Origin of the sequence: Lysinibacillus xylanilyticus (genome assembly GCF_001183605.1) — a bacterium.
In the GTDB taxonomy this organism is placed as follows: Bacteria; Bacillota; Bacilli; order Bacillales_A; family Planococcaceae; genus Lysinibacillus; species Lysinibacillus xylanilyticus.
The window spans coordinates 713,941-728,312 of the sequence record NZ_LFXJ01000010.1; the positions used below are offsets into that span (position 1 = coordinate 713,941).

Genomic DNA, 14,372 nt, shown 5'->3' on the forward strand with positions numbered 1-14,372 from the left:
AAAGATGGATAAGTTTTCAATACATCGTGTACCATTGCATCCATCTATTCGCCAGACACAACCTACGCCAATAAAATCACAGCAATCGTTTAAAGCTCATTTACAGGAGGCTACCAATCAACAAGAGTTAAAAGTGAGTAAGCATGCCCATGAACGTATTATGGAGCGTAAGATAGCGATATCTGAACAAGAATGGCAGGCTGTATCGGACAAGGTATTTGAAGCACACTCAAAAGGTGTAAAACAACCATTAGTCTTGATGGATCAAGCAGCTCTAATTGTCAGTGCTAAAAACGCAACTGTCATTACAGCAATGGATCGCACGGAAGCAAAACAACAAATATTTACAAATATTGACGGCACAATAGTGCTATAAGGGCTGGACCTTTGAAAGGAAGCCTATGTGTGCTGATTGATAGAGGCACACAATATAAATGAAGGGAGAACGACATTATGTTACGTTCTATGTATTCAGGTATTTCAGGTCTTAAAAACTTCCAAACAAAGTTAGACGTTATTGGTAATAATATTGCTAACGTTAATACAGTTGGTTTTAAAAAGGGGCGTGTTAATTTTAAAGATTTAATGTCTCAAACACAGGCAGGCGCAACTGGGTCTACAGCGACGCGTGGGGGTGTAAACCCACAACAAGTAGGTTTAGGTTCACAATTAGCTACTATCGATACTATCCATGGTGGCGGATCTTTACAGCAAACAGGACGTGGATTAGATTTAGGTATTGAAGGTGAAGGCTTCTTTATGGTGGCTGATGCCAATGGCGCTCCAGACGAAACTTCTGGATTTATTGATGAAGAAGGTTTCAATAACACGTTATTTACTCGTAACGGTATTTTCTACATGGACAATAATGGCTACTTAGTAAATGGTGATGGTAAATATTTGGTAGGTATTACAGCTGGAGACGAACTTGTTATCGAGAAGGATGATACAGGTATTTTAGCGGCAGATGGACCAAAAGCATCTGGTGATGAAGGTGCTAATTTATTTGATGATGCTGGAGAGTTAACACCTGCTGATGGTACTGTAGGACCTATTCGTATTCCGCCAACAGCTAAAGAAGTAAGCATTGGAGCTGATGGTACGGTTAATTATATAGATTTAAATGGTGATTTACAGTGGGCTGGTCAATTGATTATGGCTAAATTCCCGAATGCTGGTGGTCTTGCTAAAGTTGGCGGCAATTACTATCAACAAACAACAAACTCAGGCGTAGCTTATGCACAAGTAGGTACTGTGGCAGGTATGGGTAGTATTGCTGCAGGAAAGGTAGAAATGTCTAACGTTGACTTATCTGAAGAATTTACTGAGATGATTGTGGCGCAACGTGGTTTCCAAGCAAATACACGTATTATCACAACTTCTGATGAAATTCTTCAAGAGCTTGTAAATTTAAAACGCTAGGTTTTAATAAGTAGATTTTAGTATGAGATATATTCTTAATATGATCATACAGGTAAAGAAAATACCACTTAAGATTACGAAGTGCTCAAAACTAAAAACATAATTTCATATGAGGGAGGGTCGGGCCGGCTCTCGTGCTAGACCCGGCCCTATTTCAATGATTGAACTAACACGTTTAAATGGCAAAGCATTTACATTGAATGCTTTATACATAGAAACGGTCGAATCTTTTCCAGATACGACCATTACATTAACGACTGGAACCAAAATCATTGTTTTACAGAGTGAAGATGAGGTGCGACAAAAGGTAACAGCCTTTTATAAAAATATACAAATACTATCAAACCCGCATCTACGAGGTGAAGAAGATGAAGAATAACAAAGTGTTAACGATGATTATCATCGTACTAGTAGCAATTATACTTATCGGTGGAATTTGCTTTGTATTGTTTAACCAATTTAATAAGCCGGCAAAGTCTCTTGAGCCAACCATTGATGAAATTGTAGAAGCTTCTGTTGAAATTCCGGAAATTACAACAAATTTAGCTGATAACAAAGTTGTACGTTTGTCGTTAAAAATTCAAACAACGAATAAAGATGCGGCTGCTGAGTTAACGAAGCGTGATTTCCAAGTGAAAAACATCGTTATTCAAGAGCTTTCTGAAATGGAGCAAAAAGATTTAGAAGGTAAACAAGGTAAACAAATTTTCCAAAAAGCATTAAAAACACGATTAAATGAATTGATGCAAGAGGGAGAAGTTCAGGAAATTTATCTTACCTCCTTCATCACAACATAATAATAAAGAAACTGCTTGAAATGGAGGTGGGCAAATGGCAGGAGATGTGTTATCTCAATCAGAGATAGATGCGCTGCTTTCCGCTATATCAACTGGGGAAATGTCAGCTGATGACATGAAAAAAGAGGACGAGGGTCGCAAGGTTAAAGTGTATGACTTTAAACGAGCGTTGCGTTTCTCGAAAGATCAAATCCGAAGTTTGACCCGAATACATGAAAATTTTGCACGATTACTGACAACCTTCTTTTCTGCACAGCTTAGAAGCTATGTGCAGATTACTGTTGCATCAGTGGACCAAATACCATTTGAAGAGTTTGTACGTTCGATTCCGAATATGACACTCATTAATGTGTTTGAAGTGCCGCCATTAGATGGTAATATATTGATGGAAATAAACCCAAACATTGCCTACTCGATGTTAGATCGTTTAATGGGCGGTAGTGGGGCGAGTCATAGTAATGTTGATAATTTAACAGAAATTGAAACTAAAATTATGACAAACCTTTTTGAACGTTCATTCGACAATTTACGCGAGGCATGGGAAAATGTGGCGGAAATTGATCCGATTTTAGTAGAACTTGAGGTCAATCCTCAGTTTTTACAAATGATTTCACCAAATGAAACGGTTGTCGTTATTTCCTTGAATACGATCATCGGTGAGACAAGCGGTATGATTAATATTTGTATTCCGCATGTTGTATTGGAGCCAATTGTTCCAAATCTTTCTGTCCGTTACTGGATGCAGACTAATACAAAAGAGATGTCTCCAGAGCAAACAAAAATGCTTGAAACACGTGTGAAACAAGCACAATTACCTGTTTCCGTTGAACTAGGTATTACAGACATTACCATTGAGGACTTCCTCACAATGCAAGTTGGTGATGTTATTCAATTAGAACAAAAAATTGAAGATCCACTACTGTTAAAAGTAGGGACATTACCGAAATTTACTGTTCAACCAGGAAAGCAAGGCAAAAAATTAGCAATCCAGATTATCGACCCTTTGAAAGGAGGAGACGAAGATGAGTGATGAAATGCTCTCCCAAGAAGAAATTGAAGCGTTATTAAGGGGCGAAACGTTGGAAGATAAAAACAGCGGCACTGAAGCTTCTACAAATGAGGAAATTAATGATTTAAAAGTAGAGGATTACCTCGATTCGTTTGCGCAAGATGCGTTAGGTGAGGTAGGAAATATATCTTTTGGTAGCTCTGCCACGGCGCTTTCAGCCTTATTAGGTCAAAAAGTAGATATTACTACCCCAAGTATTTCAATGATTAACCGAAATAAATTAGAAGAGGAATTTCCTCATCCTTATGTAGCCGTACAGGTTGAATATACAATCGGGCTAACAGGTATGAATTTACTTGTTATTAAGCAATCAGATGCAGCGATTATTGCTGATTTAATGTTAGGTGGAGATGGCTTAAATCCGAAACCAGATTTAGGTGAAATTCAGCTAAGTGCCGTGCAAGAAGCTATGAATCAAATGATGGGCTCAGCGGCTACTTCAATGTCGACAGTATTTAATAAAAAAGTGGATATTTCTCCACCTTCTATTGATTTAATGAATATTTCTAAAAACGAAGGAAGAGAAAATATTCCTGAAGATGATTTACTCGTAAAAGTATCCTTCAGATTGAAAATTGGTAATTTAATTGATTCGAATCTAATGCAATTATTACCGCTGAAATTTAGTCAAAACATTGTAAAATCTCTACTAGGAGAAACAGAATCAATCGAGGAACCTGTGGCTGCAACAATAGCACCTGAAGCGCCAGTAGCACCGTCGCCTGTACAACCAGAAGCGTTCATGCAACCACAAGCACCTGTAACACCACCGCCTGCGCAGCCGGTATATCAACAGCAGGCAGCGCCGGTGCAGCAACCAGTGTATCAAGAGCAACAACAGATTCCTCAAGCAACAAGACCTATTCAACCGGTCAATGTTCAACAAGCACAGTTTGCTAGTTTTGATACAAATGTTATCTCGCAATCTGAAGCTAGAAATTTAAATATGCTACTTGATATTCCATTGCAAGTTACTGTATAGTTAGGACGTACAAAGCGTTCTGTAAAAGAGATTTTAGAACTATCAAGTGGTTCGATTATTGAACTAGATAAGTTAGCTGGTGAACCAGTTGATATTTTAGTTAATAGTCGTTTAATCGCTAAAGGTGAAGTCGTTGTTATTGATGAAAACTTCGGTGTCCGCATTACGGATGTTTTAAGTCAAGCAGAGCGTTTAAATAATTTAAGATAGTTTCAATTGGAGGAGTTAACCATGTCTAAAAGAATTTTGATTGTAGACGATGCCGCATTCATGCGCATGATGATCAAGGATATTTTATCGAAAAATGGATTTGAAGTTGTTGGAGAGGCTGCTGATGGTTTACAGGCTGTTGAAAAGTACAACGAATTAAAGCCAGATTTAGTAACAATGGATATTACGATGCCAGAAATGGACGGTATTGCTGCTCTTAAAGCAATTAAAGGTTCAGATCCAAATGCAACTGTAATCATGTGTTCTGCAATGGGACAACAAGCTATGGTAATCGATGCAATTCAAGCTGGTGCGAAAGACTTTATTGTTAAACCATTCCAAGCTGATCGTGTAATTGAAGCGATTCAAAAAGCTTTAGGTTGATTGAATGCAAATGTTAAAATCATTTCGTCTTACGATGATTTTCGCATTTCTTGTATCCTTCCTGTTTTTGTACCCTACAACGACTCCTGTGTATGCAGAATCTAACACAAATTTTGTAAGCGACTGCATCAATAATGGAGATTGTAAAGAAGATAGTACTCCAGCTGCTAAGAAAGATTCAGATGTACAAGCGGCTGGAGACATATCTGCGTGGGAATACATAAAAATGGTTTTGGCGCTTATTTTTGTTGTAGCTTTATTTTATGGATTAATGAAGTTTTTAAATAAAAGAAATTTGAACTTTCAACGTAATCAATTAGTACAAAATTTAGGCGGTTTATCGTTAGGTGCTCAAAAGTCGGTACAACTATTACAAGTAGGGAAAACACTCTATTTAGTTGGTGTCGGTGAGGATGTCCAACTATTACGTGAAATTACTGATCCTGACGAAGTTGCAACACTTTTAGCACTATATAATGAACGACAAGAACTTGCAGCAACATCACCGTATATTGCAGAAGTATTATCTAAGTTTAAGAGAAAAAATAATGAGAGTTTATCAGCACAGCAAAAACAAGAATCCTTTGGTGTGCAATTTGAAAAAAAGATTTCCGAAATTAAACAGGTGCGCAGTGAAGAACTGGAGAAATGGAAGCAAAAGGAGAATAAAGATAAATGAATGATGTAATCAATACTTTTTCCAACAGCGATCCGACAAATGTCTCAACTTCTATTAAACTCCTTTTAATGTTAACAGTTTTATCATTGGCACCAAGTATTTTAATATTGATGACATCGTTTACACGAATAGTTATAGTGTTATCGTTTGTCCGTACGGCGTTGGCGACACAGCAAATGCCACCGAACCAGGTCATTGTGGGCCTTGCCTTGTTCTTAACTTTCTTTATCATGGCCCCGACATTTCAAGAGGTCAATAAAGAGGCATTGCAGCCGTTGTTTTCTGAGGAAATTGGAATTGAAGAAGCATATGATCGTGCTAGTGTGCCGTTTAAAGAGTTTATGAGTAAGCATACAAGGCAAAAGGATCTTGATTTATTTTTAACCTACAATAAAGCAGAAAAGCCAGCATCTGTAGAAGAAATTCCTCTTACAATGCTCGTACCTGCTTTCGCATTGAGTGAGATTAAAACAGCGTTCCAAATTGGCTTTATGATTTTTATTCCATTCCTAGTAATCGACATGATTGTTGCAAGTACTCTAATGTCGATGGGGATGATGATGTTACCACCGGTTATGATTTCATTGCCGTTTAAGATTTTATTATTTGTACTCGTTGATGGCTGGTATCTTGTGATGAAATCATTACTACAAAGTTTTTAGGGGATGATACAGTATGACAGGTGAATTGGTTATTTCAATTGCAGAGCGTGCCATTATGATTATCCTTCTAACAAGCGGTCCGCTACTATTAGTTGCTTTAATCACTGGTTTAGCGGTAAGTATTTTTCAGGCAACAACATCGATCCAAGAGCAAACTTTAGCATTCGTTCCAAAAATCGTCGCTGTATTTGCAGCCATCGTATTTTTCGGTCCTTGGATGTTATCACAAGTGACTAGCTATGCGAGAGACATTTTTGAGAATTTAACGCGTTATATAGGGTGAGTAGATGAATGAATTAATCCCGCATTTTACGGTTTTCTTATTAGTGCTTGTGCGCGTATCGGCATTTTTTGTCACTGTGCCTTTTTTCTCGTACAGAACGATTCCGCCACAGGTTAAAATAACTCTCGCGTTAGTTTTAGCTTGGATGATGTATTACACAATTGACGTCGAACCATTTGTATTTAATGGTGATTACATACTTTTAGTGATGAAAGAAGCGCTCATTGGACTGTTACTCGGTCTAGTTGCTTATATCATCATGTCGGCAATTCAAATTGCCGGAAGCTTTATAGATTTTCAAATGGGTTTTGCCATCGCCAATATTATTGACCCGCAAACAGGTGCACAAAGTCCTTTAATAGGACAATTTTTTAATACGCTAGCATTATTATTTCTACTAGCTATCAATGGACATCATATGATTCTCGATGGAATTTATTATAGTTATCAATTCTTACCGATGGATCAAGGATTCCCTAATTTCGCAAATGCCAATTATATAGAGTTTATTATCACAACATTTACGGCTGTTTTTGCGATTGCCTTTCAAATGGCTGCTCCTGTTATAGCAACTTTATTTTTAGTCGACTTGGCACTAGGAATCACAGCGAAAACTGTACCACAATTAAATATTTTTGTTGTTGGTTTTCCTATTAAAATCGGTGTTAGTTTTCTAGTGTTATTCACAATGATGGCTGTAATGGTTCAGGTGATACAAAAGCTTATTACAATCATGATTTATGCGATGCGTGATTTAATGGCTATTTTAGGTGGTGGGTAAAATGTTGCTACTGCTGGATCTAGATTTACAGTATTTTGCGGGAGAAAAAACGGAAAAGGCGACGCCCAAAAAACGACAAGATGCTCGAAAAAAAGGTCAGGTCGTCAAAAGTCAGGATATTTCCAGTGCGATTGTTATGCTCATGGTATTTATCTTTTTATTCTTCTTTGCAGGTTCACTGCGTGACGATCTTTTAGCTTTTTTCAGGCAAACTTTTATTCATAACATACGCGTAGAAACACTAACAATTGATAGTGTGATGCGCTTATTTACAGAAACGTTAGCGCAAATGGCTTTCATCATTGTTCCAATTATGGGAATTGCGTTTGTCGGAGCATTGGTAGGTAACTTTCTACAGTTCGGTTTTCTATTTACATTAGAGCCGATGAAGTTTGATTTAAAAAAAATGGACCCGATAAAAGGGTTGAAAAAAATATTTTCTGTTAAAGCCATTATAGAGCTTCTAAAGTCAGTATTAAAGATTGGCTTCATCGGTGGCGTTACGACAATTATAGTTTGGACGAATTTGCCAGAAGTTTTGTCGTTATCTTTTAAAAGCCCATGGATAACTCTTATTACAGTGGGTAAGCTGGTCGGTATCATGGGGATTGCTGCTTCTCTCGTCTTACTTTGTGTATCCCTTTTAGACTGGATGTATCAAAAACATGATTACGAAAAAAATCTTAAAATGTCTAAGCAAGATATTAAAGATGAATATAAAAATAGTGAGGGCGATCCGCTGATAAAATCGAAAATCAAGCAACGCCAACGCGAAATGGCGATGCGCCGAATGATGTCAGAGATTCCTAACGCCGACGTTGTTATAACAAACCCAACTCACTATGCGATTGCCCTCAAGTATGATGAGGGAAGTATGGATGCCCCACGCATTGTTGCCAAGGGTACAGACTTTATCGCTCAAAAAATTAAACTGATTGCGAAAGAACATGATGTGATTATGGTTGAAAACAGGCCATTAGCACGAGCAATGTACGATCAAGTAGAAATCGGTGATCAAGTACCAGAAGAGTTTTTCAAAGCAATAGCAGAAGTGCTTGCTTATGTTTATCGAATTAAGCGGAAAATTTAAAGCTTTTTGTAGGAGGGACACAAATGAAAGTTCGCGATATAGGGGTATTAGGTGCGGTTATTTTAATCGTTGCGATGCTCATCATCCCTCTTCCTCCGTGGATGTTAAGTTTCTTAATCGTCATTAATATTACATTAGGATTAATAGTATTGTTAACAGCAATGAGTATGAAGGAAGCGTTAGACTTTTCTATCTTTCCCTCAGTTATTTTATTGTTAACTTTGTTCCGACTCGGACTAAGCGTTTCTACAACACGTGCCATTTTAGCAAAAGGTGATGCTGGTGCAGTTGTTGAAACATTTGGTGACTTTGTAGTCGGCGGGAATGTACTAGTTGGTTTAGTTGTATTCTTAATTCTTGTGTTAATTCAGTTTATCGTTATTACAAAAGGAGCGGAGCGTGTAGCAGAAGTAGCAGCACGTTTTACACTTGATGCGATGCCCGGTAAACAAATGAGTATTGATGCTGACTTAAATGCAGGAGTTATTTCTGAACGGGAAGCACGTGAACGACGCGATAAAGTAGCGGGTGAAGCGGACTTCTACGGAGCGATGGATGGTGCCACAAAATTCGTAAAAGGGGATGCCATTGCCTCAATGGTCATGGTTATTATCAACTTATTATTTGGTATCATCATCGGTGTTGCGCAGATGGGTCTTTCATTTGCAGATGCAGCAAACCATTTTTCTAAGTTAACAGTCGGAGATGGTATTGTCTCACAAATTCCTGCGCTACTTATTTCTACAGCGACAGGGATTGTCGTAACACGTGCATCTTCTAAGGGAAGTCTCGGAGAAGATATTACAGGGCAGCTTTTTGCTCAAGCGAAACTGCTTTATGTAGCTGGTGGAACAATACTTTTACTTGGATTTTTCACACCTATACCTTTATGGATAACAATTCCAATTGGTGGTTCACTAATTGCTGGTGCTTATATGATGGATCGTAAGAAACCAGAAGATGAAGAAGAATTACTTGAAATCGAGGAAGAAGTCGCAACAGACGGCATGAAGAGCCCTGAAAACGTTGTGAATTTATTAAATGTGGACCCAATCGAGTTTGAGTTTGGCTATGGTTTAATACCATTAGTAGATGCTGCTCAAGGCGGCGATTTATTAGATCGAGTCATTATGATACGTCGACAGCTAGCATTAGAATTAGGGATTGTCATTCCGGTTGTCCGTATTCGCGATAATATTCAATTACAACCAAATGAATATCGAATTAAAATAAAGGGTAATGAAATGGCACGAGGTGAACTTCTACTTGATCATTATTTAGCAATGAGTCCAGGAGATGATGATTCCATCGATGGAATTGATACAGTTGAACCGTCATTTGGCCTACCTGCAAAATGGATTACTGAGCAAGTTAAAGAGGATGCCGAAATGTTCGGCTACACAGTTGTTGACCCACCGAGCGTTGTGTCGACTCACTTAACGGAAATGATTCGTGCAAATGCTTATGAATTACTTGGACGTCAAGAGACGAAGCAGTTAATTGATCATTTACGTGAAACACATCCAATTTTAGTCGAAGAGTTGACGCCTACACCGTTATCGACTGGGGAAATTCAAAAAGTATTGGGTAAACTCCTACGAGAAAATGTTTCAGTTCGAAACTTACCAATTATTTTTGAGACTCTAGCAGACTATGCAAAGTTAACGAGCGATACCGATATACTAACTGAATATGTACGTCAATCATTGGCACGTCAGATTACTTCTCAATACGTAGGAGACAGCTCGTCGTTAAAAGTTATAACTGTTTCGGGTAAAGTAGAGAAAATGATTGCTGATAGTATTCAACAAACTGATCACGGAAATTACTTAGCGATGGACCCACAAGATTCTCAAACTATCTTAGAAATCATTGCTGCTGAAGTAGAACGCGTTTCCTTTATGGAACAATCTGCTATTATCTTATGCTCTCCAGCAGTTCGTATGTATTTACGTCAACTAACGGAGCGTTATTTCCCGCAAATACCAGTTCTATCATACAATGAACTTGATGCTACGGTTGAAATTCAAAGTGTTGGGGTGGTGAATGTTGAATGAAAATGAAAAAATATTATGCATCCTCCATACCAGAAGCGATGAAGCATGTACGTGCTGAATTAGGTGAGGACGCTGTCATTTTGAATTCAAAAGTAGTAGTTACAAAAAAGTTTTTTGGAATCATTAAAAAGAAAAGCTTTGAGGTTGTTGCAGGGATTGACTCAATGGAGCCGAGTAATGTGGCTCCAACTCCTGCAGCTTTACCTATAACAACAGCTAAAAAAGAAAATGTAAGGTTACAAGAGATTACGAATGCTGTGCAAGCTAAAATGCACCAAGTACAGCCGCAGAATGATGCGCCCTTACATGAGGAAACTAGTATTTCTGAAGATTTGAGGAAGGAAATTGCAGATTTAAAATCTTTAATGCATTCTATGCATAAGAAGACTATCCAAGATCAATATCCCGATGAACTCTTACCCTTCATTGAATACTTAAGACAGCAGGAGCTTAGTGAGGAGCTCATCACAACGATTGGTGATGAGCTTTTTACTCATTTCAAAGAGGCGTCGGAAATCAATTTTTCTCAATGTAAGATGGTTACGAAAAATTTATTGCGCAAAGATCTAGAGAATCTCCCAGTTGGGGGCTTATCCTATGAAAAAAAATATATAAATGTTTTAGGTCCAACAGGTGTCGGAAAGACTACGACAATTGCTAAAATGGCAGCTAGAGCAGTTTTAGAAAAAAAGAAAAAAATAGGATTTATCACGACCGATACTTACCGTATTGCCGCAATTGAGCAATTAAAAACGTATGCTGGACTGTTACAAGCTCCTGTCGAAATTGCCTATAATGCAACAGATTTTGAACAAGCAATCCATCGATTGGCCCATTTAGATTTAGTGTTTATAGATACAGCAGGCCGCAATTATAAAGAGGTAAAATATGTAGACGATTTACAGCGTCTCATAAAATTTGATGAACAAGCTGAGTCTTTCTTAGTACTTGCTTTGACAACGAAAGAAAAGGATATGGCAAACATTGTAGAGCAATTTAAGCAACTACCAATTGAAAAATTCATTTTTACAAAGATGGATGAAACAAATTCTATTGGCACAATGATTAATTTAATGATTAAATATAATAAAGGACTTGCTTACTATACGAATGGTCAAGAAGTACCAGAAGATATTGAGGAAGCTGATCTAGAAGCAGTACTAAATTTATTTTTCCAAGGTGAAGAAAAATGAGAGACCAAGCTGAAACATTACGCTTGAAAATGTTGAACCAGCAGGGAGAATTAGGTAGGGCAATTGCGGTTGTAAGCGGTAAAGGTGGGGTTGGTAAAAGTAACTTCACGACGAATTTTGCAACTACATTGGCCAATAAAGGGAAAAAAGTTGTCATCGTTGATATGGATATTGGTATGGGCAATATCAATATTTTAATTGGAAAAAATGTTTCTTATAGTTTAAAAGATTACTTAGAAGGAAATAAGTTGCTAGATGAGGTAATATTTGAAGGACCTTACAATTTAAAGTATATTTCAGGTGGGTCTGGTATGTCGGGCGTCTTAGAATGGTCAGAGGTACTGTTTGAACGACTCATTCATGCATTTGAGCAGCTTCAAAAAAGCTTTGATTACATCTTATTTGATATGGGAGCAGGAGCCACTAGCTGGTCTTTAGATTTACTAGCTTCTATAGATGAAATCATTGTTCTATCAACAGCAGAGCCAACTTCTATAACAGATGCATATTCAATGATGAAATATATTCATACGAGAGATGCAGACAAGCAATTTTATATACTCTGTAATCGAGCTTATAGTAAAGAAGAAGGAATGGAAACCAATGAACGACTAAAGCGTACGATGAAACGTTTTTTGGACAAAGAGGTTACGGTATTAGGCTCATTGCCTGAAGATTCTGTTGTGCGTAAGGCTGTGCGTGAACAAGTGCCTTTTTCACTTGCCTATCCAGACGCACTTATTACAAAGACACTTCATCTTATAGTGGCGCGTTTTATGGAACAACGTGCGGAGGAAGTCCATGCACATGATCAGTCAGCGGGTAAATTCTTAACTAAATTAAGAAATATTTTTTCGAAAGGACGTGATTAATTGGACTTTTTACATAAAAGCAAGCTATTAGTTGTTGATGATTCTGCTTTTATGAGAAAGCTAATTAGTGACTTTTTTGTTGGCAACTCGAAGGTTGAAGTAGTTGGAACAGCACGAAATGGGAAAGATGCGATAAAAAAGATTCAATCATTGAAGCCAACAGTTGTGACAATGGATATTGAGATGCCTGAAATGAATGGGCTTGATGCTTTAAAAGAAATTATGACTATATGTCCAGTACCTGTTGTTATGCTCTCTAGTACAACTCAACGAGGAGCAGAAAATGCCTTGTCAGCAATTGAACTTGGGGCAGTAGATTTTGTCGCGAAGCCGAGCGGAACAATTTCTCTTGATTTACATAAAATCCAAACCGAACTTGTCCACAAGGTTGAACAAGCATCATTGGTATCTATTTCAAAATTAAAGAAACCTTCTGGTAGTAGAAGACAACAAGAACATACATTAATAGCGAGTACCATTAGAAGAGAATCATTTAGTGAAGGCAGGGTGACTCCTCCTGTCAATGCTTTCCCTACAAGGGCAGAATTATCAAAGCCACATGTGGAATGGAATAATGTAGGTCGGAAAATTGTACTGATTGGGACTTCCACTGGCGGACCTAGAGCATTACAAGAAGTAATAACAAAAATCCCAAAATCAATTCAAGCACCGATTTTAATAGTCCAGCATATGCCAGCAGGATTTACAAAATCTCTAGCTACTCGTTTGGACCAATTGAGTGAGATTACCGTAAAGGAAGCTGAGCAAGGAGATATTCTCCAAAATGGAGTGGCGTATATTGCACCTGGTGGGTATCATTTAAAACTTAGAAAAGTAGGTACCTCCTTTGGCATAGTCCTTGATAATAATGAACCACCTAGATCTGGACATCGCCCTTCAGTAGATGTGATGTTTGAAGATGTGAGCCAATTTAAAGATTTTGATAAAGTGGCAGTGATTATGACAGGTATGGGCCATGATGGCACAAACGGACTAAAAGCACTAAAAAGTACTGGTAATGTGATTGCAATTGCTGAGTCAGCTGAAACTTGCATAGTGTATGGTATGCCGAAAGCAGCGGTGGAAACCCAGCTTGTCGATGAAGTAGCAGATGTAGATGAAATTGCACAAACAATAATGAAATATTTGCCTTAAAGGGGTGTCCTCTTATGGAAGTCAATCAATATTTAGAAATGTTTATTGAAGAAAGTAAAGACCATTTACAAGCGTGTAGTGAACATTTATTAGAACTAGAAAAAAATCCAGACGATTTGGCGATTGTTGGAGAAATTTTCCGCTCTGCACATACATTAAAAGGTATGTCTGCGACAATGGGCTTTGAAGATTTAGCAGATTTAACTCATAAAATGGAAAATGTGTTGGATGCGATCCGAAATGAGAAAATCCATGTATCTCCTGAAATTCTAGATGTTGTCTTCGAGTCTGTAGACCATCTAGAAGAAATGGTGATGGACATTGCGAATGGCGGAGATGGAAAACGTGATGTATCTTCAACTGTTGCTCAATTAAAGCGTATTGAATTAGGTGAGTATGCGATTCCTGAAGTAGTAGCAACTACTGAGACACCAGTTGCTGCTGTAGCAAGTATGTTAGAGTATGACGGTTTTGAACAAACAGTTATTTCACAATCTGCTGAACAAGGTTTCAATGCATTCGAAATTTCAGTGAAATTACGTGAGGACTGTCTTTTAAAAGCAGCACGAGTATTTATGGTGTTTGAGATTTTAGAGAAATATGGAGATGTTATTAAATCAAATCCATCTGTAGAAAAGCTTGAAGACGAACAGTTCGATCAACAATTTTACGTAGCTTTCGTAACAAAAGAATCTGCTGAAGATATGCAGAAAAAAATTATGAAAGTTTCAGAAGT

16 protein-coding genes and 1 pseudogene are annotated in these 14,372 nt (G+C 37.8%); all 17 read left to right on the forward strand.

Annotation, left to right across the window (positions count from 1 at the left end):
* The first annotated feature begins 4 nt into the window (after positions 1-4).
* Complete coding sequence (locus ACZ11_RS20840) at positions 5-376, forward strand: TIGR02530 family flagellar biosynthesis protein (RefSeq protein ID WP_049668446.1); 372 nt, start codon at positions 5-7, stop codon at positions 374-376.
* Between the two features lie 77 nt (positions 377-453).
* Positions 454-1,422, forward strand: a complete 969-nt coding sequence (gene flgG, locus ACZ11_RS20845; protein WP_049668447.1) for a flagellar basal body rod protein FlgG — start codon at positions 454-456, stop codon at positions 1,420-1,422.
* A 157-nt stretch (positions 1,423-1,579) separates the two neighbouring features.
* Positions 1,580-1,801, forward strand: coding sequence for a flagellar FlbD family protein (locus tag ACZ11_RS20850; RefSeq protein ID WP_049668748.1), 222 nt, complete (start codon positions 1,580-1,582; stop codon positions 1,799-1,801).
* Positions 1,791-2,219, forward strand: coding sequence for a flagellar basal body-associated protein FliL (fliL, locus tag ACZ11_RS20855; RefSeq protein ID WP_049668448.1), 429 nt, complete (start codon positions 1,791-1,793; stop codon positions 2,217-2,219). The genes ACZ11_RS20850 and fliL overlap by 11 nt, the downstream gene beginning before the upstream one ends.
* Before the next feature lie 34 nt (positions 2,220-2,253).
* Entirely contained in the window at positions 2,254-3,249 is a 996-nt protein-coding gene (fliM, locus tag ACZ11_RS20860) for a flagellar motor switch protein FliM (RefSeq protein WP_049668449.1), read from the forward strand.
* Positions 3,242-4,480: pseudogene (fliY, locus tag ACZ11_RS20865) on the forward strand (flagellar motor switch phosphatase FliY). The gene fliM and the pseudogene fliY overlap by 8 nt, the downstream one beginning before the upstream one ends.
* 21 nt (positions 4,481-4,501) lie before the next feature.
* Entirely contained in the window at positions 4,502-4,864 is a 363-nt protein-coding gene (locus ACZ11_RS20870) for a response regulator (protein WP_049668450.1), read from the forward strand.
* A 4-nt stretch (positions 4,865-4,868) separates the two neighbouring features.
* Positions 4,869-5,543 carry a flagellar biosynthetic protein FliO gene (locus ACZ11_RS20875; RefSeq protein WP_049668451.1) on the forward strand — a complete coding sequence of 225 codons (675 nt, stop codon included), beginning with the start codon at positions 4,869-4,871 and terminating at the stop codon, positions 5,541-5,543.
* Positions 5,540-6,205 (forward strand): flagellar type III secretion system pore protein FliP, encoded by a 666-nt coding sequence (fliP, locus tag ACZ11_RS20880; protein WP_049668452.1) that lies wholly within the window; start codon positions 5,540-5,542, stop codon positions 6,203-6,205. The genes ACZ11_RS20875 and fliP overlap by 4 nt, the downstream gene beginning before the upstream one ends.
* A 13-nt stretch (positions 6,206-6,218) precedes the next feature.
* Complete coding sequence (fliQ, locus tag ACZ11_RS20885; protein ID WP_049668453.1) at positions 6,219-6,488, forward strand: flagellar biosynthesis protein FliQ; 270 nt, start codon at positions 6,219-6,221, stop codon at positions 6,486-6,488.
* Positions 6,489-6,492: 4 nt separating this feature from the next.
* The gene (gene fliR, locus ACZ11_RS20890) at positions 6,493-7,269 is read left to right on the forward strand and encodes a flagellar biosynthetic protein FliR (protein ID WP_049668454.1); all 777 of its coding nucleotides are present in this window, start codon (positions 6,493-6,495) and stop codon (positions 7,267-7,269) included.
* A gap of 1 nt (position 7,270) precedes the next feature.
* Positions 7,271-8,359 carry a flagellar biosynthesis protein FlhB gene (gene flhB / locus ACZ11_RS20895; RefSeq protein WP_049668455.1) on the forward strand — a complete coding sequence of 363 codons (1,089 nt, stop codon included), beginning with the start codon at positions 7,271-7,273 and terminating at the stop codon, positions 8,357-8,359.
* A 23-nt stretch (positions 8,360-8,382) separates the two neighbouring features.
* Entirely contained in the window at positions 8,383-10,416 is a 2,034-nt protein-coding gene (gene flhA / locus ACZ11_RS20900; protein ID WP_049668456.1) for a flagellar biosynthesis protein FlhA, read from the forward strand.
* Positions 10,413-11,609 (forward strand): flagellar biosynthesis protein FlhF, encoded by a 1,197-nt coding sequence (gene flhF, locus ACZ11_RS20905; RefSeq protein ID WP_049668457.1) that lies wholly within the window; start codon positions 10,413-10,415, stop codon positions 11,607-11,609. The genes flhA and flhF overlap by 4 nt, the downstream gene beginning before the upstream one ends.
* Complete coding sequence (locus ACZ11_RS20910) at positions 11,606-12,481, forward strand: MinD/ParA family protein (RefSeq protein ID WP_049668458.1); 876 nt, start codon at positions 11,606-11,608, stop codon at positions 12,479-12,481. Before flhF ends, ACZ11_RS20910 begins: the two co-directional genes overlap by 4 nt.
* The gene (locus ACZ11_RS20915; protein ID WP_082172855.1) at positions 12,482-13,636 is read left to right on the forward strand and encodes a protein-glutamate methylesterase/protein-glutamine glutaminase; all 1,155 of its coding nucleotides are present in this window, start codon (positions 12,482-12,484) and stop codon (positions 13,634-13,636) included.
* A 14-nt stretch (positions 13,637-13,650) separates the two neighbouring features.
* On the forward strand, positions 13,651-14,372 hold a 722-nt coding region (locus ACZ11_RS20920), incomplete at its 3' end, for an Hpt domain-containing protein (RefSeq protein WP_049668750.1).

Coding starts and splice junctions, on each gene's coding strand:
- ACZ11_RS20840 (WP_049668446.1), top strand. CDS start 5: ATGGATAAGTTTTCAATACATCGTGTACCATTGCATCCATCTATTCGC.
- flgG (WP_049668447.1), top strand. CDS start 454: ATGTTACGTTCTATGTATTCAGGTATTTCAGGTCTTAAAAACTTCCAA.
- ACZ11_RS20850 (WP_049668748.1), top strand. CDS start 1,580: ATGATTGAACTAACACGTTTAAATGGCAAAGCATTTACATTGAATGCT.
- fliL (WP_049668448.1), top strand. CDS start 1,791: ATGAAGAATAACAAAGTGTTAACGATGATTATCATCGTACTAGTAGCA.
- fliM (WP_049668449.1), top strand. CDS start 2,254: ATGGCAGGAGATGTGTTATCTCAATCAGAGATAGATGCGCTGCTTTCC.
- ACZ11_RS20870 (WP_049668450.1), top strand. CDS start 4,502: ATGTCTAAAAGAATTTTGATTGTAGACGATGCCGCATTCATGCGCATG.
- ACZ11_RS20875 (WP_049668451.1), top strand. CDS start 4,869: ATGCAAATGTTAAAATCATTTCGTCTTACGATGATTTTCGCATTTCTT.
- fliP (WP_049668452.1), top strand. CDS start 5,540: ATGAATGATGTAATCAATACTTTTTCCAACAGCGATCCGACAAATGTC.
- fliQ (WP_049668453.1), top strand. CDS start 6,219: ATGACAGGTGAATTGGTTATTTCAATTGCAGAGCGTGCCATTATGATT.
- fliR (WP_049668454.1), top strand. CDS start 6,493: ATGAATGAATTAATCCCGCATTTTACGGTTTTCTTATTAGTGCTTGTG.
- flhB (WP_049668455.1), top strand. CDS start 7,271: ATGTTGCTACTGCTGGATCTAGATTTACAGTATTTTGCGGGAGAAAAA.
- flhA (WP_049668456.1), top strand. CDS start 8,383: ATGAAAGTTCGCGATATAGGGGTATTAGGTGCGGTTATTTTAATCGTT.
- flhF (WP_049668457.1), top strand. CDS start 10,413: ATGAAAATGAAAAAATATTATGCATCCTCCATACCAGAAGCGATGAAG.
- ACZ11_RS20910 (WP_049668458.1), top strand. CDS start 11,606: ATGAGAGACCAAGCTGAAACATTACGCTTGAAAATGTTGAACCAGCAG.